The sequence below is a fragment of the Streptomyces sp. NBC_00289 genome (genome assembly GCF_041435115.1).
Classification (GTDB): domain Bacteria; phylum Actinomycetota; class Actinomycetes; order Streptomycetales; family Streptomycetaceae; genus Streptomyces.
In genome coordinates this window covers 2470970-2490355 of record NZ_CP108046.1, presented here as the reverse complement: position 1 = coordinate 2490355, position 19386 = coordinate 2470970, and the positions used below count along the sequence as shown (strand labels likewise).

General features: G+C 71.8%; 14 protein-coding genes. 11 read left to right on the top strand and 3 right to left on the bottom strand.

Annotated elements, in window-relative coordinates; all coding sequences use genetic code 11:
* The first annotated feature begins 11 nt into the window (after positions 1-11).
* The 11 genes from OG985_RS11695 (at position 12) to OG985_RS11645 (ending at position 14408) form a co-directional block, all read left to right on the top strand.
* Positions 12-1019, top strand: a complete 1008-nt coding sequence (locus OG985_RS11695; RefSeq protein WP_371668228.1) for a sugar phosphate isomerase/epimerase family protein — start codon at positions 12-14, stop codon at positions 1017-1019.
* Positions 1020-1117: 98 nt separating this feature from the next.
* Positions 1118-3631, top strand: a complete 2514-nt coding sequence (locus OG985_RS11690) for a PQQ-dependent sugar dehydrogenase (RefSeq protein ID WP_371668227.1) — start codon at positions 1118-1120, stop codon at positions 3629-3631.
* 13 nt (positions 3632-3644) lie between these two features.
* Positions 3645-4970, top strand: coding sequence for a ThuA domain-containing protein (locus OG985_RS11685; RefSeq protein WP_371668226.1), 1326 nt, complete (start codon positions 3645-3647; stop codon positions 4968-4970).
* Between the two features lie 154 nt (positions 4971-5124).
* Complete coding sequence (locus OG985_RS11680) at positions 5125-6381, top strand: inositol-3-phosphate synthase (RefSeq protein WP_371668225.1); 1257 nt, start codon at positions 5125-5127, stop codon at positions 6379-6381.
* A gap of 470 nt (positions 6382-6851) precedes the next feature.
* Positions 6852-7847 carry an SCO3242 family prenyltransferase gene (locus OG985_RS11675; protein WP_371668224.1) on the top strand — a complete coding sequence of 332 codons (996 nt, stop codon included), beginning with the start codon at positions 6852-6854 and terminating at the stop codon, positions 7845-7847.
* Positions 7844-8818, top strand: coding sequence for a sugar phosphate isomerase/epimerase family protein (locus OG985_RS11670; RefSeq protein WP_371668223.1), 975 nt, complete (start codon positions 7844-7846; stop codon positions 8816-8818). Before OG985_RS11675 ends, OG985_RS11670 begins: the two co-directional genes overlap by 4 nt.
* Positions 8819-8876: 58 nt before the next feature.
* Positions 8877-9602: an EboA domain-containing protein gene (locus OG985_RS11665; RefSeq protein WP_371668222.1), complete on the top strand. Its 726-nt coding sequence runs from the start codon at positions 8877-8879 to the stop codon at positions 9600-9602.
* Complete coding sequence (locus tag OG985_RS11660) at positions 9602-10492, top strand: TatD family hydrolase (protein ID WP_371668221.1); 891 nt, start codon at positions 9602-9604, stop codon at positions 10490-10492. Before OG985_RS11665 ends, OG985_RS11660 begins: the two co-directional genes overlap by 1 nt.
* Before the next feature lie 3 nt (positions 10493-10495).
* Positions 10496-11665 carry a metabolite traffic protein EboE gene (gene eboE / locus OG985_RS11655; protein WP_371668220.1) on the top strand — a complete coding sequence of 390 codons (1170 nt, stop codon included), beginning with the start codon at positions 10496-10498 and terminating at the stop codon, positions 11663-11665.
* Positions 11662-13062: an alkaline phosphatase family protein gene (locus tag OG985_RS11650; RefSeq protein WP_371668219.1), complete on the top strand. Its 1401-nt coding sequence runs from the start codon at positions 11662-11664 to the stop codon at positions 13060-13062. Before eboE ends, OG985_RS11650 begins: the two co-directional genes overlap by 4 nt.
* Before the next feature lie 167 nt (positions 13063-13229).
* On the top strand, positions 13230-14408 hold the full coding sequence (locus OG985_RS11645; RefSeq protein ID WP_371668218.1) for a sugar phosphate isomerase/epimerase family protein: 1179 nt from the start codon (positions 13230-13232) through the stop codon (positions 14406-14408).
* A gap of 85 nt (positions 14409-14493) precedes the next feature.
* On the opposite strand, the gene OG985_RS11640 is transcribed toward OG985_RS11645, so the two are convergent.
* The 3 genes from OG985_RS11640 to frc form a co-directional block, all read right to left on the bottom strand.
* A complete protein-coding gene (locus tag OG985_RS11640; RefSeq protein ID WP_371668217.1) occupies positions 14494-15882 on the bottom strand; it encodes an OFA family MFS transporter in 1389 nt (462 codons plus the stop codon).
* A gap of 122 nt (positions 15883-16004) precedes the next feature.
* Positions 16005-18149: an acetate--CoA ligase family protein gene (locus OG985_RS11635; protein ID WP_371668216.1), complete on the bottom strand. Its 2145-nt coding sequence runs from the start codon at positions 18147-18149 to the stop codon at positions 16005-16007.
* A gap of 4 nt (positions 18150-18153) precedes the next feature.
* Positions 18154-19386, bottom strand: coding sequence for a formyl-CoA transferase (frc, locus tag OG985_RS11630; protein WP_371668215.1), 1233 nt, complete (start codon positions 19384-19386; stop codon positions 18154-18156).

Sequence of the window (19386 nt, the reverse complement as noted above, 5' to 3'; positions counted from 1 at the left end):
AGGACTCGCGAATGCCGCGCACCTTCACCCTCTTCACCGGCCAGTGGGCCGACCTCCCCCTCGAGGAGGTCTGCCGCCTGGCCCGCGACTTCGGCTACGACGGCCTCGAACTCGCCTGCTGGGGCGACCACTTCGAAGTCGACAAGGCACTCGCCGATCCGTCGTACGTCGACTCGCGCCGCGAGCTTCTCGACAAGTACGGCCTGAAGTGCTGGGCCATCTCCAACCACCTGGTGGGCCAGGCCGTCTGCGACGCCATCATCGACGAACGCCACCGGGCCATCCTGCCCGCCCGCATCTGGGGCGACGGCGAGGCGGAGGGCGTACGGCGACGGGCCGCCGCCGAGATAGCCGACACCGCGCGGGCCGCGGCCGCCTTCGGCGTCGACACGGTCATCGGCTTCACCGGCTCCGCCATCTGGCACCTGGTCGCCATGTTTCCGCCCGCGCCGCCGTCGATGATCGAGCGCGGGTACACGGACTTCGCCGAGCGCTGGAACCCGATCCTCGACGTCTTCGACGCGGAGGGCGTGCGGTTCGCGCACGAGGTCCACCCCAGCGAGATCGCCTACGACTACTGGACGACCGTCCGCACACTCGACGCGGTCGACCACCGACCGGCCTTCGGCCTGAACTTCGACCCCTCCCACTTCGTGTGGCAGGACCTCGACCCGGTCGGCTTCCTGTGGGACTTCCGCGACCGCATCTACCACGTCGACTGCAAAGAGGCCCGCAAGCGGCTCGACGGCCGCAACGGCCGCCTCGGCTCCCACCTGCCCTGGGGTGACCCCCGTCGCGGCTGGGACTTCGTGTCGGCCGGCCACGGCGACGTCCCCTGGGAGGACGTCTTCCGCATGCTGCGCTCCATCGACTACCGGGGGCCGATCTCGGTCGAGTGGGAGGACGCCGGCATGGACCGGCTCCAGGGCGCTCCCGAAGCCCTGACGCGCCTGCGCGCCCACGACTTCGAGCCCCCTTCGGCCTCCTTCGACGCCGCGTTCGGCGGCAACGACCGATAACTCGCCAACCCCGCGTTGGCGTACGTCAGTTCCGGGATGACGGCGCATCCCGGCGGACCGCACCCGCCCGTACAACCAGCCCCTTTCCGGAGGCACCCGTGCACGGGAACGACACCATCACCCGCACCGACAGATACGAGACCCGCAGCCGACGCCGCACCTTCCGCAAAGCGGTCGCCCTGCTCAGCGGCGCCCTGCTCGCGGGCGCGTCCCTGACCTTCGCCGCCCCCCAGGCCGGCGCGGCGGTCAGCGACGCGGGCACGCCGGCGGCCGGCACCGCGGCCGCCGAGGACTTCCAGCAGGTCACCCTCGCCAAGGGCGAGACGGAGGTCGGCGAGCCCATGTCGCTCGCCGTCCTCCCCGACCGCTCGGTCCTGCACACCTCGCGCGACGGCGAACTCCGCATCACCGACGCCGCCGGCAACACCCGCCTGGCCGGCAGACTCGACGTCTACACCCACGACGAGGAAGGCCTCCAGGGCGTCGGCGTCGACCCCGGATTCACCGACAACCGCTTCATCTACCTCTACTACGCACCCCCGTTGGACACCCCGGTGGGCGACGCACCCGAGACCGGCACCGCGGCCGACTTCGCGCCCTTCGACGGCGTCAACCGCCTGTCCCGCTTCTTCCTGAAGACCGACGGCACCCTCGACACCGCCAGCGAGAAGAAGATCCTCGACGTGCGGGCCTCCCGCGGCCTGTGCTGCCACGTGGGCGGCGACATCGACTTCGACGCGGCCGGCAACCTGTACCTGTCGACCGGCGACGACACCAACCCCTTCCAGTCGGACGGCTTCAGCCCCCTCGACGAACGCGACGGCCGCAACCCCGCCTTCGACGCCCAGCGTTCGGCCGGCAACACCAACGACCTGCGCGGCAAGATCCTGCGCATCAAGGTCGCCGCCGACGGGTCGTACACGATCCCCGACGGCAACCTCTTCGCGCCGGGCACGGACAGGACACGGCCCGAGATCTACGCGATGGGCTTCCGCAACCCGTTCCGGTTCAGCGTCGACAAGCAGACCGGCATCCTCTACGTCGGTGACTACGGCCCCGACGCGGGCGCCGCCGACCCGGCACGCGGCCCGGCCGGCCAGGTCGAGTTCGCCCGGGTCACCGGCCCCGGCAACTTCGGCTGGCCCTACTGCACCGGCGACAACGACCCCTACGTCGACTACGACTTCGCGACGCGGACCTCCGGAGCGGCCTTCGACTGCGCCGCCCCGAAGAACACCTCACCGCACAACACCGGCCTGACCGACCTGCCCCCGGCCCAGTCCGCCTGGATCCCCTACGACGGCGCCTCCGTGCCCGAGTTCGGCGACGGCTCCGAGTCCCCGATGGGCGGCCCGGTCTACCACTACGACGCAGCGCTCGACTCACCGGTCAAGTTCCCCGAGGCCTACGACGGCGACTTCTTCGCCGGGGAGTTCGGCCGCCGCTGGATCAAGCGGATCAGCAGCGACGACAGCGGCACCGTCCAGTCGATCGACGACGTCCCGTGGACCGGCACCCAGATCATGGACATGGCCTTCGGCCCGGACGGTGCGCTGTACGTCCTGGACTACGGCCTCTCCTGGTTCGGCGGCGACGAGAACTCCGCCCTGTACCGCATCGAGAACGCCACCGACGGCCACTCCCCGGTCGCGCAGGCGGCGGCGAACCGCACCTCGGGCCAGGCACCGATGAAGGTGAGCTTCTCCTCCGCGGGCACGACCGACAAGGACGGCGACGCCCTCACCTACAGCTGGGACTTCGGTGACGGGGGTACGTCGACGGCGGCGAACCCGACGCACAGGTACAAGAAGAACGGCACCTACACGGCGACCCTGACCGCCAAGGACCCGTCCGGCCGCACCGGTGGCGCGAGCGTGCAGATCGTGGTGGGCAACAACGCGCCCAAGGTCACTCTCGAACTCCCCGAGGACGGCGCGCTGTTCAGCTTCGGTGACGCCATCCCGTTCAAGGTGAGGGTCACCGACCCGGAGGACGGCACCATCGACTGCTCCAAGGTCGAGGTCACCTTCGTCCTCGGCCACGACAGTCACGGCCACCCGATCACCTCGGCCGAGGGCTGCACCGGCACCCTCCAGACCAGCGCCGACGGCGGTCACGACGACGACGCCAACATCTTCGGTGTCGTCGACGCCGAGTACACCGACGGCGGGGGCGGCGGCCAGGCCTCGCTCACCACGCACGACCAGAGCGTGGTCCAGCCCCGGCACCGCCAGGCAGAGCACTTCGGCGACTCCTCCGGCGTCTCGGTCATCGCCAAGGACACCGCGCACGGCGGCAACACGGTGGGCGACATCGACAACGGCGACTGGATCTCCTTCACGCCGTACGTGCTGAGCAACGCCAAGAAGATCACCGCACGCGTCTCCTCGGGCGGCGCGGGCGGCACGCTGGAGATCCGCGCCGGTTCCGTGCGCGGCACCCTGCTCGGCAGGGCGACCGTCCCGGTGACCGGCGGCTGGGAGACCTTCCAGGACGTCACCGCCGGCCTGTCCCGCGCGCCACGCGGCACGACCACGCTCTACCTGGTCTTCAAGGGGAGCGGCACCGGCGCCCTGTACGACGTGGACGACTTCACCTTCACGACCGGCTGAGAGGAGGCAGGACATGCGCTCGATGAGCCGCTGGACCACCGCAGTCGCGGGAGCCGCCCTGCTCCTGGGCTGTGTATCCGAGCCGGCCGCGTCGCACAGCGCGGACGCCAAGCGGGTCCTCGTCTTCTCCAAGACGGCCGGCTTCCGGCACGACTCCATCGCCGAGGGCGTCGCCGCGGTGAGACAGCTCGGTGAGACGAGCGGCTTCACGGTCGACGCCACCGAGGACGCCGGCGCCTTCACCGCCCGCAACCTGCGGCGGTACGACGCGGTCGTCTTCCTGTCCACGACCGGGGACGTCCTCGACCCCGCCCAGCAGACCGCCTTCGAGGGCTACATCCGGCACGGCGGCGGCTACGCCGGCATCCACGCGGCCGCCGACACCGAGTACGACTGGGAGTTCTACGGTGGTCTCGTCGGCGCCTACTTCCAGTCGCACCCGGCGATCCAGCCGGCGACGGTGGCCGTCGACGACCGCGCGCATCCGGCGACCTCGGCGCTCACCGACCGCTGGGAGCGCACCGACGAGTGGTACAACTACCGCTCGAATCCCAGGGATCGGGTGCACGTCCTCGCCTCGCTCGACGAGGCCTCGTACACCGGCGGCACGATGAACGGCGATCACCCGATCGCCTGGTGCCAGACCTACCGAGGCGGCCGCGCCTTCTACACGGGCGGCGGCCACACCAAGGAGTCGTTCGCGGACCCGGCATTCCGTCGACACCTGACGGGCGGAATCCTGTATGCGATCGGCGATGTGCAGGCGGACTGCCGACCGGAGAACGGATACCGTCCCCTCTTCGACGGCTCGTCACTGGAGGGCTGGCAACAGGCGGGCCCGGGCTCCTTCACCCTGGACGACGGCACCCTGACGTCCACGGGCGGCATGGGAATGCTGTGGTACGCCGGCGAGAGCTTCGGTTCGTACTCGCTGAAGCTCGACTGGAAGACGGCCGGCGACGACAACTCCGGTGTCTTCGTGGGCTTCCCACCCTCGGACGATCCGTGGTCGGCCGTGAACAACGGCTACGAGATACAGATCGACGCCACGGACACACCCGAGCGGACGACCGGGTCCGTCTACGGCTTCCACTCCGCCGACCTGGGGAAGCGCGACCGTGCGCTGAATCCGCCGGGGGAGTGGAACACGTACGAGATCCGCGTGGAGGGCGAACGCCTCCGCGTCCGGCTCAACGGCGTGCAGATCAACGATTTCACGAACACCGACCCCGCCCGGAGTCTGCGCGAGGGACACATCGGCATCCAGAACCACGGAGCCGACGACCAGGTCTCCTTCCGTGACGTCCGGATCAGGGAACTGCCCGCCGAGGGCGACTGAGCGACGGCGGGCGGAGGACGCCGGACCTCCGCCCGCCGTCTCCCCTGTCGCTTCCGGCCACTTCGACGCACCTACCCCGCCACTTGTGGCACGTTCCCCGTCGCGCCGCCTGCCGCCGGGCTCGTGCCTGACGCGTTCGACAAGGAGGCTGCCCATGTCCGCGTCCGTTTCCCCGCCGCCCGTCGGCGTCTGGCTGATCGGGGCCCGCGGTTCCGTCGCCACCACCGCCGTGGCGGGCTGCGCCGCCATGACCGCCGGTCTGCACCCGCCGGTCGGCCTGGTCACCGAGACACCCCTGTTCGCCGGCTCCGGTCTGCCGCCCCTGTCGTCCCTCGTCTTCGGCGGCCACGACACGGTCGACTGCCCCCTGCCGAAACGTGCGGAGGCGCTGGCCGCCGAGGGCGTCCTGCCGTACGGCCTGCCGACCGCCGTCGAGGCCGAACTGGCCGCCGCCGACCGGGAGATCCGGCCGGGCGGCCCCGCACCGGGGGACACCCGGGACGAAGAGGAACTGATCGCCGCCTTCGCCGCGGACATCACGGACTTCGTACGACGCCGGGGGCTCGCGCGGGCGGTGGTGGTGAACGTGGCATCCACCGAGCCCGCGGCAGCGGGGCGCGTGCTTCCGCCGAGCTCGCTGTACGCGGCGGCGGCCCTGCGCGCCGGCTGCCCGTACGTGAACTTCACCCCGTCCACGGGACTGCACCACCCGGCGCTGGCGGACCCGGCGGCGACGAGCGGCCTGCCGTACGCGGGCCGTGACGGCAAGACCGGCCAGACACTGCTGCGCTCGGTGCTCGGCCCGATGTTCGCGCAGCGGGCCCTCGGGGTCCGGGCCTGGTCCGGCACGAACCTGCTGGGCGGCGGCGACGGCGCGGCCCTGGCCGACCCGGCCGCGGCGGCGGCGAAGAACGCGGGCAAGGAACGGGTGCTGGCGGACACCCTGGGCACGCCGCCCGAGGGCGAGGTGCACATCGACGACGTTCCCGCGCTCGGTGACTGGAAGACCGCCTGGGACCACATCGCCTTCGACGGCTTCCTCGGCACCCGCATGGTCCTCCAGACGATCTGGCAGGGCTGCGACTCGGCCCTCGCGGCCCCCCTCGTCCTCGACCTGGCGCGCCTGACGGCCCGCGCCCACGAGACGGGCCGCTCCGGCCCGCTGACCGAGCTGGGTTTCTACTTCAAGGACCCGGTGGGAGACGGGCCGTCGGCACTGGCCGAGCAGTACGACGCGCTGTCGGGGTTCGCGCGACGACTGCGGCGGACGTCGCCGGAGCCGGAGCCACGGCCGGTCCGTCCGAGTCCGGCGGGGGAGCGGCCCTCGGGGCCCCGGTCGGTGGGCGGGCGGTCGGTGGGCGGGCCACCGAGGGACGGGCGACCGGTGGGCGAGTCGGGGGCACGAGGATGAGGCTGAGGCTGAGGACCAGGTCGAGCGGCCGGCGACGGTCTACGGGGAAGGCCGGCGGATTCCGGCGGGGTGAGGGGGCGGACCCGAACGAGGGGGCGGCGGAACGCCGTACGGACATGAGCGTCAAGGCAGGCGGAGTGGCGGAGAGGGACGCCGGGGAGGGTGCCCTCGCCGGGTCCGGAGTTGGCGGGTCCAATGCCGCCGCGTCCGGAGTTGGCGGGTCCAATGCCGCCGGGTCCGAAGTCGGCGGATCCGCACCCACAGGCCCCGCGCCCGCAGGTTCCGTACCCGCTGGCTCCGTACCCGCAGGATCCGTACCCGCAGGATCCGCACCCGCAGGATCCGCGCCCGCAGGCCCCGCGCCCGCAGGCCCCGCGCCCGCAGGCCCCGCGCCCGCAGGCCCCGCGACCCGGGCTGGAGACGGCGCGGGCCGTCGGAGTCGCGGGCGGGCGTGGGCCGAACTGCTGCGGGTGTCCGCCCTGTTCACGGTCCCCGGCGACGCCCTGGCCGGCGCCGCCGCGTCCGGCGCCCGTCCCACCGCCCGCACCCTGCTCGCCATCGGTTCCTCGCTCTGCCTCTACGCCGCCGGCATGGCTCTCAACGACTGGGCGGACCGGCACGAGGACGCGGCGGAGCGCCCGCACCGCCCGCTGCCCTCCGGCCGGGTCCGGCCCGCCGCGGCCCTCACGGCGGCCTGCGCCCTGACCGGTGGCGGGCTGGGTCTCGCGGCCGTCGCCGGCCGCCCGGCACTGGCCGTCGCCGCCCCGCTCGCCGCGACCGTCTGGGCGTACGACCTCGCCCTCAAGCGCACACCCGCCGGGCCGGCGGCCATGGCCGCCGCACGCGGGCTTGACCTGCTGCTGGGCGCCGCGGCCACCACCGGCCGCACCCGCGAGGCACTGCCGTCCGCCGGCCTCCTCGGCGCCCACACCCTCGCGGTGACGGCCGTGTCCCGGCAGGAGACCCGGGGCGGCACCTCCCTGGCACCCCTGGCCGCCCTCACGGTCACCGGACTGCTGACCCGCCTGGTGACCCACCACCCCGCACGCTCCCCGGCAGACCGCCGGGAAGCAGCCGCCCCCGACCTGCCGGGCCCGCGGGGCCTGAGGCGGGACGCCCCGCACCCCGCGATCTCCCGCGAGCTGCCGGGCCGGCTACGAGGAGCCCCGCGCCCCGCGATCCGGCACCGTCGCCCACCGGCGCACCCCACCGCACGCCCCGCCTCCGACGCCCTGCGCATCCTGCTCGGCGCCGCCTACGCCGGGGCCGCCGCCCGCCCGTACGCGCACGCCGTCCTCAACCCGTCCCCTCCGCTCACCCAACGAGCCGTGGCCGGCGGCATCCGCGCCACGATCCCCCTCCAGGCAGCGCTCGCCGCCCGCTCCGGCGCACCGGTCACCGCGCTTCTCGTCGCCGTCCTCGCCCCGCTCGGCAGAAGCTCCGCGAGGAGGGTGAGCGTCACATGAGCACCCCGAACCCGCGCACCCCGCGGACCCGTCCCACCGGGACCGGCCGGCCGTATGCCCCGCAGCCGCCCGCCACCCCCGCACAGGGCACGAGCACCACCGACCGGCCCGACGGCCCGAACCCGCTCCGCTTCGGCTACGGCACCAACGGTCTCGCCGACCTCCGGCTCGACGACGCCCTCGCGCTGCTCGCCGACCTCGGATACGACGGCGTCGGTCTGACCCTCGACCACATGCACCTCGACCCGCTCGCCCCCGACCTCACCGCCCGCACCCGCCGTCTCGCCCGGCGGCTGGACGCCCTGGGCCTGGGCGTGACCGTGGAGACGGGCGCCCGCTATGTGCTCGACCCGCGCCGCAAGCACGGCCCCTCCCTGCTGGAGCCCGAGCCGGCGGACCGGGACCGTCGCGTCGACCTGCTGGTCCGCGCCGTCCGCATCGCCGCCGACCTCGGCGCCCACGCCGTCCACTGCTTCAGCGGAGTCCTCCCGCCGGGAACGGACCCGGACACGGCGTGGCAGCGTCTGGCGGACGCACTGGCTCCGGTCCTCGACGCGGCGGCCACCGCGGGCGTCCCGCTCGCCATCGAGCCGGAGCCGGGCCATCTCCTCGCCACCCTCGCCGACTTCCACCGGCTGCGCCGGACCCTCGGCGACCCCGGGCAGCTCGGTCTGACCCTCGACATCGGCCACTGCCAGTGCCTGGAACCCCTCGCCCCCGCCGACTGCGTCCGTGCCGCCGCCCCCTGGCTGCGGCACGTCCAGATCGAGGACATGCGGCGCGGCGTCCACGAGCACCTTCCGTTCGGCGACGGGGACATCGACTTCCCGCCCGTACTCGCCGCCCTGGCCGCCACCGGCTACCAGGGGCTGACCGTCGTCGAACTGCCCCGCCACTCCCACGCCGGCCCCCACCACGCCGCACGGTCCCTCCCGTTCCTGCGCCGGGCCGCGACCGCCGACACGCCATGACCACCCCGCCCCTGGCACCCCCGGGCGCGCCCCACGCACACACTGAAGGGAGCACACCATGACCCGCCAGCCTGCCGAACCGGCGACCCCGGCAACCCCGGCAGCGATCGGCAAGGGCACCACCCTCGCCCTCACCCCCCTGGCCGAGCTGCGTCACCACCTCGACGCCCACCTCGCGGAAGACGCCCGCGACTGGCTCGACCAGGCCCTCCTCGAAGCCGTCGCCCACCCCGGCATCCACGGTCCGATCTCGGTGTGGGAACTGCGCCTGGCGGAGGCCGGACGACGCTGCGGCCCCGAGTACGCCGACGCCGCCCGCATCCTCATCCTCGACGCGGCCCGCGCCGGCACGGACGCCGTGACCCGCGTCTACTTCCAGGGCACCGCCGCCGAACGCCGCGCCGTCCTGCACGCCCTGCCCCGTCTCGTCCCCGGCCCGGACGCCCTCCCGCTCGTCGAGGACGCCCTGCGCAGCAACGACACCCGGCTCCTCGCCGCCGCCGTCGGCCCGTACGCGGCCCGGCACCTCGCCCCCCACGACTGGCGCCACGCCGTCCTGAAGTGCCTGTTCACCGGTGTGCCCGTGGACGAGGTGGCCGACCTGCGGGGCCGCGCCCACGCCGACACCGAACTCGCCCGCATGCTCGCCGACTACGCCGCCGAACGCACCGCCGCGGGCCGCCCCGTGCCCCAGGACCTGCACCACGTCCTGGCCCTGACCGACCCCACGGCCGCCCCGTCCGCCCGGCACACCACGCGGGACGGCGACGCAAAGGAGTCCTGATGCGCCTCTTCGACCCCCACATCCACATGACGTCACGGACCACCGACGACTACGAGGCCATGTACACCGCGGGTGTCCGCGCCGTGGTCGAACCCTCCTTCTGGCTCGGCCAGCCCCGCACCTCACCCGCCTCCTTCCTCGACTACTTCGACTCCCTCATCGGCTGGGAACCCTTCCGCGCCGCCCAGTACGGCATCGCCCACCACTGCACCCTCGCTCTCAACCCCAAGGAGGCGAACGACCCGCGCTGCCTGCCCGTCCTCGGGGAACTGCCCCGCTATCTGGTGAAGGACCAGGTCGTGGCCGTGGGTGAGATCGGCTACGACGGGATGACCCCCGCCGAGGACACCGTGCTCGCCGCCCAGCTCCAGCTCGCCGCCGACCACGCGCTGCCGGCCCTCGTCCACACTCCGCACCGCGACAAGCTCGCCGGTCTGCGCCGCACCCTCGACGTGGTCCGTGAGTCGGCGCTGCCCGTCGAGCACGTCCTGGTCGACCACCTCAACGAGACCACCGTCAAGGAGGCCAAGGACAGCGGCTGCTGGCTGGGCTTCTCCGTCTATCCCGACACCAAGATGGACGAGCGGCGGATGGTCGCGATCCTCCGCGCGTACGGACCCGAGCGGGTCCTGGTGAACTCCGCCGCCGACTGGGGCCGCAGCGACCCCCTCAAGACCCGCAAGGTCGGCGACCTGATGCTGGCCGAAGGGTTCACACCGGACGAGGTCGAACGGGTGCTGTGGCACAACCCCGTCGCCTTCTACGGCCTGAGCGGCCGCCTGCGTCTGGACGTCGCCGCCACGGAGGCCACCCACGAGGGCAACTCCGTCCTGCGCGGCGCTCCCTCGGACGCGGCCGAGCCGACCGGCGCCGTCGCCGCGGAGGCGTGAGCGATGCGCTTCCGCCACCCCGACGGCTCCACCGTCCACCTCGCCTACTGCACCAACGTCCACCCCGCCGAAACCCTCGACGGCGTCCTCGCCCAGCTCCGCGACCACTGCGAGCCAGTCCGCCGCCGCCTGGGCCGCGACCGCCTCGGCATCGGCCTGTGGCTCGCCAGGGACGCCGCGCACGCCCTCGTCACCGACCCGTCCGCCCTGCGCGGCCTGCGCACCGGACTCGACCGGCGCGGCCTCGAAGTCGTCACCCTCAACGGCTTCCCCTACGAGGGCTTCGGCGCCGACGAGGTCAAGTACCGCGTGTACAGGCCCGACTGGGCCGACCCCGAACGCCTCACCCACACCACCGCCCTGGCCCGCGTCCTCGCCGGGCTGCTCCCCGACGACGTCACCGAGGGCAGCGTCTCCACCCTGCCGATCGCCTGGCGCACCGCCCACGACACCCGACGTGCCGAGACGGCCCACACCGCTCTGCGCACCCTCGCCGACCGCCTCGACGCCCTCGAGGAGCTGACCGGCCGCTCCATCCGGGTCGGCCTGGAGCCGGAACCCGGCTGCGTCGTCGAGACCACCGCCGACGCGCTCGCCCCGCTCACCGCGCTCGCCCACGACCGCATCGGCATCTGCGTCGACACCTGCCACCTCGCCACCTCCTTCGAAGACCCGCACACCGCCCTCGACGCGCTCGCCCGCGCCGGCGTCCCCGTCGTCAAGTCCCAGCTCTCGGCCGCCCTGCACGCCGAACACCCCCACCTTCCCGAGGTCATCGAGGCACTCGCCGCCTTCGACGAACCCCGCTTCCTGCACCAGACCCGCACCCGCACCCCGGCCGGCCTCCACGGCACCGACGACCTGGAAGAGGCACTCGCCGGCGACACGCTGCCCGACGCGGCACCCTGGCGCGCCCACTTCCACGTCCCGCTGCACGCGGCCCCCGCCCCGCCCCTCACCTCCACGCTCCCCGTCCTGAAGGCCGCGCTGACCCGCCTCGTCGGCGGCCCGCACCCGCTCACCCGCCACCTCGAGGTGGAGACCTACACCTGGCAGGCACTCCCGCCCGAGCTGCGGCCCCGCGGCCGGACTCAGCTCGCCGACGGCATCGCCGCCGAACTCGCCCTCGCCCGCGACCTGTTGACGGACCTCGGCCTCAAGGAGCTGCCGTGACCCACTCACCCGACGGACAGGCCGGGCCCACCCCTCTCCTCGTCCTGGACGTCGTCGGCCTCACCCCCTCCCTCCTCGACCACATGCCCCACCTCAAGGCGCTCGGCCGAGCCGGATCCCAAGCGGCACTCGGCACCGTCCTGCCCGCCGTCACCTGCGCCGCCCAGTCCACCTTCCTGACCGGCACCCACCCCTCGCAGCACGGCATCGTCGGCAACGGCTGGTACTTCCGCGAACTCGGTGACGTCCTCCTGTGGCGCCAGCACAACGGACTCGTCGCCGGGGACAAGCTCTGGGACGCCGCCCGCCGGGCGCACCCCGGCTACACCGTCGCCAACATCTGCTGGTGGTACGCCATGGGCGCCGACACCGACATCACCGTCACCCCCCGTCCCGTCTACTACGCCGACGGCCGCAAGGAACCCGACTGCTACACCCGGCCCCCCGCCCTGCACGACGAACTCACAGAGAAACTCGGCACGTTCCCGCTGTTCCACTTCTGGGGACCCGGCGCGGACCTGGTCTCCAGCCGCTGGATCATCGACGCCACCCGCCACATCATGCGCACCCGCCGACCCGACCTGACCCTCTGCTACCTCCCTCATCTCGACTACGACCTCCAGCGCTTCGGCCCCGACGACCCACGCTCCCTGAAGGCGGCCACCGACCTGGACACCGCCATGGCCCCGCTGCTGGACGAGGCCCGCGCCCAGGGCCGTACCGTCGTCGCGCTGTCCGAATACGGCATCACCCGCGCGGACCGCCCCGTCGACATCAACCGGGCCCTGCGCCGTGCCGGACTCCTCGACGTGCACACCCAGGACGGCATGGAGTACCTCGACCCGACGGCCTCGCGCGCCTTCGCCGTCGCCGACCACCAGATCGCCCACGTCTACGTTCGCCGGCCCGAAGACCTCGACGCGACCCGCGCCGCCCTGGACGGCCTGCCCGGCATCGAGCAACTCCTCGACGACGAGGGCAAGAAGGCCCACCACCTCGACCACCCGCGCTCCGGCGAACTCGTCGCCGTCGCGGAGCCGGACGCCTGGTTCACGTACTACTACTGGGTCGACGACGCCCACGCGCCCGACTTCGCGCAGCTCGTCGAGATCCACCGCAAACCCGGCTACGACCCGGTCGAACTCTTCATGGACCCGCTCGACCCCTACGTCAGGGTCAAAGCCGCGACGGCACTGGCCCGCAAGAAACTCGGCATGCGCTACCGCATGGCGGTGGTGCCGCTGGACCCCTCACCTATTCGCGGCAGCCACGGCCGCCTCCCCCTGAGCGACGACGAAGGTCCGCTCATCATCTGCTCCACCCCCCACACCGTCACCGGCCGCGTCGCGGCCACCGAAGTGAAATCGCTGCTGCTCGACCTCGCCGGCCTCACCTGACGAAGCGTGACAAGACGCGCCGGGACGAGACGAGCGACTACGGAAAGTGAAGCACGCGCCACTGACAACGCGACCGGAGATCGGCCGGCGCACACCTCCGACCCGACCCCGAGCAGCAGCCGGACCGCACCCGCCCCAGCTGGACACCGACCCGAAAGAGAGAAACCGTGACCGCGTTCAACGACGAATCCGGAACCGGCGACGCCCTGCGCCGCACGCTCGGCGTCAACCGCCGCCGCTTCCTCAGCACCTGCACCGCGGCCGCCGCCACGGCGATCGCCGCACCCGTCCTCGGCGCCTCGCCCGCCCTCGCACAGGACCGCGGAAGAGACCACGACCACGGGCACCACCACGGCCACGGCGGCGACGTCCTCGTCCCCGCGAACCGGCGGGGCATCATCCTCTACACCGTCCGGGACGCGACCGGCCGCGACCCGCTCACCACCGAGCTGCCCTCCGGCTTCCGCGAGGTCTTCAAGCAGCTCTCCCGGTTCGGCTACCGCCAGGTGGAGTTCGCCGGATACGGCCAGCACGCCAACGCCCCCGGCGGCGCCACCCTGGAATCCGTGGCGGGCGCCAGGCTGCTGCGGTCCTGGCTCGACGCGTACGGGCTGCGCGCGCAGGGCAACCACGGCTTCATACCGCCGTCCTGGCCGCTGACCACACCCGACCTGGACACCTTCAAGAAGCACCTCGAGATCGCCAACATCCTCGGCATGGCGCACATGGGCACCGGCGGCGACCCCACCGGCAGCGACTACCGGGCCGACTGGGACGTGGCGGCCGACAAGTGGAACGCGCTCGGTGAGATCGCCCGCCGCGAGGGCATCAAGCTGTACACCCACAACCACGACGCGGCCTACGGCTTCCTGCTCGACGGGGGCCCCTCGGACGCCCAGGGCCGCCCGACCCGCAGCTCCGGCATACGCAAGCTGGAGTACTTCCTGAAGGTCACCGACCCCGGAACGGTCTGGCTGGAGATGGACATCTTCTGGGCGCACGTGGCCCGCTACAAGTTCCACACGTACACCGCCCACGACGGCTCCATCCGGGAGAAGGTCTTCGACCCGGCGGGGCTCGTCGTCCGCAACAACAAGCGCTACCCGCTGTTCCACGCCAAGGACGGCATCGTGAACGCGACCAACGGCATGGGCTACGACATGGTGCCCTTCGGTACCGGTGTCATCGACTACACCACGTTCTTCTCGCGCGTCGGCGACCGGAACTACCACAACCCGATGGTCGAGCAGGACAACGCGCCGAGCTCCACGGACCTCGCCCAGTCCCTGGCCTTCGCCAAGACGGGTTACGACAACCTCGCGGCCCTCCGAAGGAAGCGTCACTAGTCCGGTACGACACCGGCAGGCGGCCCTCCCCGCGTGGTGCGGAGAGGGCCGCCTGCCGGTGCGTGTGCGGAAGAACGCCGTCGTGTCAGGCCATCTCCTCACCGAGCGGCTGCGGGTTGGGGACGACGTTGCGGGCCTTCGGTGTGCCCGGTGAGGTGAGGAAGACCGCCAGCACCGCGGAGGCCAGCCCGATGGAACCCGCCAGGACGAAAGCGCCCTCGTAGTCCCAGGCCCCGACCACGACGGAGCCGACCCCCGACCCCACGAGACCGGAGATGAGCTTCGAGCTGTAGACCATCCCGTAGTTGCTGGCGTTGTTGTTCTCGCCGAAGTAGTCCGCCGTCATGGCCGCGAACAGCGGGAAGATCGCCCCGCCGCCGAAACCGGAGACCATGGAGCAGAACAGGAAGAACGGCATGCTGCCCATCTGGCCGGAGACCAGCACGCCGAACTGCGCGGTGCCGAGCACGAGGCAGACGATGATCAGGGTGTTGCGGCGGCCGTAGCGGTCGGAGATCCAGCCGATCACGCCCCGTCCGGTGCCGTTGACGATCGCCTTCAGCGACATCGCCGTGGCGACGATCCCGCCCGCGAAGCCCATGTCCTTGCCGAAGGGCACCTGGAAGGCGATGCCGAAGATGTTGATGCCGGCCGTGCACAGCAGACAGAACCACATCATCCACAGGACAGGGGTGCGGGCCGCCTCCTTGGGGGTGTACTGCTTCGCCGCCGGCGGGTTCTTCTCCAGCGCCCGCCGGATCTTCGGGTCGTCGGTCAGCCTGAGCGGGTCGACGTGCGGCGGCCACCAGTTCTTCGGCGGATCCCTGAAGAACCAGCCCGCGAACGCCACGACGGTGCAGCAGACGAGGCCCACCGTCACCAGGACGCCCTTGTAGTTGCCGAGGTCCATGTACGAGGTGAAGAGGAAGACGAAGGGCACCGAGCCGTAGGCGAAACCGCCGTTGACCAGGCCGGTCTTGCCGCCCTTGCGCTCCGGATACCACTTGCCGACCATGTTCACACAGGTCGCGTAGACCAGACCGGCGCCGATGCCGCTGCACATGCCGAAGCCGAGGTAGGCGACGATCACGTTCGGCGCGAAGGCCAGTGAGACGTAGCCGAGGACCGTGCCCAGCGCGCCGATCACCATCGCGTACCGTGCGGGCAGCCTTCCGCTCTCGCGCAGTTGGCCGGTCGGGAAGGCCACGGCCGCCTGGAAGAACACCCAGACGCCCATCAACCAGAAGATGTGCCCACTGCTCCACAGATGGGCCTCGTGCAACGTGTCCTCGGCCGAAGTGAACGCGTACTCCGAGGAACTGATGCCCAGCATGCCCATCCACGGAAAGAGCACCATGGTCCATCGTGGCCGCCCCATGATGTCCCGGTCGGTCTCGCCGATCCGGTACACGCGGCCGTTGCGGTCCGTCACCTCCCTGCGGGAGACGGACGCCGAGTAGTCGGTGGTTGTCATGTCGCGTAGCACCCCTTGCGTCGAAAGATCTGGCCAGCGCCCCCTGTCCAATGCCTTTCGTGCGCGCACGGGACCCGGGGCCGGCCGACGCGCACCGTCGGCCGGCCCCACAGCCGCTCAGCTCATGAACCACCGCCCAGCAGCCCCGCCGCCCGTGCCCAGCGGTACTTCGCGCCGAGCACGGCCACCGGCTTCTCCGTCGTGTACGGGTACGCCACGACCCCCCGCTCGTACAGGTACTGGCAGGCCTCCTCGACCTCGACGTCACCCGCGAGGGACGCCACCACCGGCTTCTCGATCCCGCGCTCCCGGAACTCCGCCACCACGCGCGCGGTGACCTCCGCGAAGACCATCGGGGGAGTGACGATGGTGTGCCAGTAACCGAGGACGAGCGCGTGGATGCGCGGGTCCTCCAGACCCAGCCGGATCGTCGCCTCGTACGTCGACGGCGGCTCGCCCCCGGTGATGTCCACCGGGTTGCCCGCGGCCCCGAAGGGCGGGATGAACTCCCGGAAGGCCGCGTCCAGGTCCGGCGGGATCTCCATCAGGGACAGCCCGTTGTCGGTGACCGCGTCGGAGAGCAGCACGCCACTGCCGCCCGCCCCCGTGATGATCACGATGTTGTCGCCCCGGGGAGTGGGGAGCACCGGCAGCCCGCGCGCGTACTCCAGCATGTCGTTCAGACCGGGAGCCCGGATGACACCGGCCTGCCGGAGGATGTCGTCGTACACCGCGTCGTCGCCCGCCAGCGCCCCGGTGTGCGAGCCGGCGGCCTTCGCACCGGCCGCCGTACGGCCGGCCTTGAGCACCACGACCGGCTTCTTCGGTACGGTCGCCCGCGCCGCCTCGACGAAGGCCCGCCCGTCCTTGAGGTCCTCCAGGTGCATGGCGATGCACCGGGTGTGCGGGTCCTCGCCGAACCAGGTCAGTAGGTCGTCCTCGTCCAGGTCGGACTTGTTGCCGAGGCCGACGATCGCCGACACGCCCGTCTTCGTGGTGCGGGCGAAGCCCAGGATGGCCATCCCGATGCCACCGGACTGCGAGGTCAGCGCGACCCCGCCCTTGACGTCGTACGGTGTGCAGAACGTGGCGCACAGGTCGTGCCAGGTCGAGTAGTAGCCGTAGATGTTCGGTCCGAGCAGCCGGATGCCGTGCCGCTCCGCGATCTCCACGATCTCGGCCTGGAGTTCGTGTTCGCCGGTCTCCGCGAACCCGGAGGGGATCAGTACGGCGTTCGGGATCTTCTTGCGTCCCACCTCCTCCAGCGCCGAGGCCACGAACTTGGCGGGGATCGCGAAGACCGCCACATCCACCTCACCGGGAACGTCGGTGACACTCTTGTACGCCTTGCGGCCCAGAATGTCATCGGCCCGGGGGTTCACCGGATGGATCTCCCCGGCGAAACCGCCGTCGACGAGGTTGCGCATCAACGAGTTGCCGATCTTGCCCTGCTCGTTGGACGCGCCGATCACGGCGACGGAGTTCGGCTGCATGAGACGGCGCATGGTCGTCAGGATCTCGTCGCGTGTATACCGTCGACGGGATGGTGGCTGCGACTCCGCGAGGATCACCCGGATGTCGGCGGCGACCGCCCCCTCCGGTGTGGCGATCACCGGATTGAGATCCACCTCGGCGATCTCCGGGAAGTCCGCGACGAGTTGGGACACCCGGCGGATCTGCTCGGCGACCGCCCACCGGTCCACGGCCGGCGCGCCGCGCACCCCGCGCAGGATCTCCGCCGCCCGGATCGAGTCCAGCATGGACAGCGCCTCGTCCGCGTCCACGGGCGCGAGCCGGAAGGTCACGTCCTTCAGCACCTCGACGAGCACTCCGCCGAGTCCGAAGGCCACGACCTTTCCGAACGTCGGGTCGGTGACCGCCCCGACGATGACCTCCTGCCCCTGCGGCAGCAACTCCTGGACCTGCACGCCCGCGATGCGCGCCTTCGGGTCGTAGGCGCGCGCGTTGTCGACGACGGTGTGGAACGCGGCCCGTACCTCCGCCGCCCCCTCGACCCCGACGATCACTCCGCCGGCGTCGGTCTTGTGCAGGATGTCCGGCGAGACGATCTTCATCACGACGGGCCCGCCGAAGCGCGCCGCGTACGCCACCGCCTCGTCGACGTCGGTCGCCAGCTCCTCACCGGGTACGGCGATCCCGTACGCGTCGGCGATCACCTTGCCCTCGGGTGCGGTCAGCGCCGTACGTCCCTCGGCCCGCACGGAGTCGAGGAGCGCACGCACCCTCAGGACCCGGTCCTCGGCCATCACGTCAGATCACTCCGTTCGACTTGAGCAGGCGCAGCTCCTCGTCGCCGAGACCGAGCTCGCCGACGTAGACCTCTTCGTTGTGCTCGCCGAGCAGCGGTGAACTGCTCACGTCCACAGGGGAGTCGGAGAGCTTCAGCGGGCTGCCGACGGTGACGAACTCGCCCCGCTCGGGGTGCGGCACCGTCACGACCATCTCGTTGGCGACCAGCGACCGGTCCTCGATGATCTCCCTGGTGGACAGGATCGGACCGCACGGGATGTTGTGGGCGTTGAGCCGCTCCAGCACCTCCCACTTGGGCAGCGTGGCGGACCACTCCTCGATCAGCTGGAACATCTTGCCCAGCTTGGGCAGGCGGGCCTCCGGGGTCGCCCACTCGGGGTCGTCGGCGAGTTCGGGCCGGCCGACGAGCTCGCTGAGCGGCCGCCAGCCGACGGGCTGCACGATGACGTACACGTAGTCGTTGGGGCCACCGGGCGCGCACCTCACCGCCCAGCCGGGCTGTCCGCCGCCCGAGGCGTTGCCGGACCGGGGGACCTCGTCGCCGAAGTCCTCGTTGGGGTACTCGGCGAGCGGGCCGTGCGCCAGACGCTGCTGGTCGCGCAGTTTCACCCGGCAGAGGTTGAGCACGGCGTGCTGCATGGCCACGTTGACCCGCTGCCCGCGTCCGGTGTGCTCCCGCTGGAAGAGCGCCGCCAGGATGCCGGCCACCGCGTGCACGCCGGTGCCCGAGTCCCCGATCTGGGCGCCGGTCGCCAGCGGCGGGCCGTCCTCGAACCCGGTGGTGGACATCGACCCGCCCATGGCCTGGGCGACGACCTCGTACGCCTTGAAGCCGGTGTACGGGCCCTCGCCGAACCCCTTGATCGAGGCATACACGATCCGCGGATTGATCTCCTGTATGCGATCCCAGGTGAATCCCATACGGTCGACCGCACCCGGGCCGAAGTTCTCGACCATCACGTCGGATCGCCGGATCAGCTCGGTGAGGATCTCCCTGCCACGCTCGGTCTTGGTGTTGAGGGTGATGCTCCGCTTGTTGCAGTTGAGCATCGTGAAATAGAGGGAGTCGACGTCGGGGAGGTCGCGCAGCTGCTTCCGGGTGATGTCACCGGTCGGCGCCTCCAGCTTGACGACGTCCGCGCCGAGCCAGGCGAGCAGCTGGGTCGCCGAGGGTCCGGACTGGACGTGCGTCATGTCGAGGACGCGGACGCCGTCAAGTGCCTTGGCGGTCAT

Excerpts from the sequence above, each read along its gene's own strand:
- OG985_RS11695 (WP_371668228.1), top strand. The coding sequence starts at position 12 with ATGCCGCGCACCTTCACCCTCTTCACCGGCCAGTGGGCCGACCTCCCC.
- OG985_RS11685 (WP_371668226.1), top strand. The coding sequence starts at position 3,645 with ATGCGCTCGATGAGCCGCTGGACCACCGCAGTCGCGGGAGCCGCCCTG.
- OG985_RS11680 (WP_371668225.1), top strand. The coding sequence starts at position 5,125 with ATGTCCGCGTCCGTTTCCCCGCCGCCCGTCGGCGTCTGGCTGATCGGG.
- OG985_RS11670 (WP_371668223.1), top strand. The coding sequence starts at position 7,844 with ATGAGCACCCCGAACCCGCGCACCCCGCGGACCCGTCCCACCGGGACC.
- OG985_RS11665 (WP_371668222.1), top strand. The coding sequence starts at position 8,877 with ATGACCCGCCAGCCTGCCGAACCGGCGACCCCGGCAACCCCGGCAGCG.
- OG985_RS11660 (WP_371668221.1), top strand. The coding sequence starts at position 9,602 with ATGCGCCTCTTCGACCCCCACATCCACATGACGTCACGGACCACCGAC.
- eboE (WP_371668220.1), top strand. The coding sequence starts at position 10,496 with ATGCGCTTCCGCCACCCCGACGGCTCCACCGTCCACCTCGCCTACTGC.
- OG985_RS11640 (WP_371668217.1), bottom strand. The coding sequence starts at position 15,882 with ATGACAACCACCGACTACTCGGCGTCCGTCTCCCGCAGGGAGGTGACG.
- OG985_RS11635 (WP_371668216.1), bottom strand. The coding sequence starts at position 18,149 with ATGGCCGAGGACCGGGTCCTGAGGGTGCGTGCGCTCCTCGACTCCGTG.
- frc (WP_371668215.1), bottom strand. The coding sequence starts at position 19,386 with ATGACCGCCAAGGCACTTGACGGCGTCCGCGTCCTCGACATGACGCAC.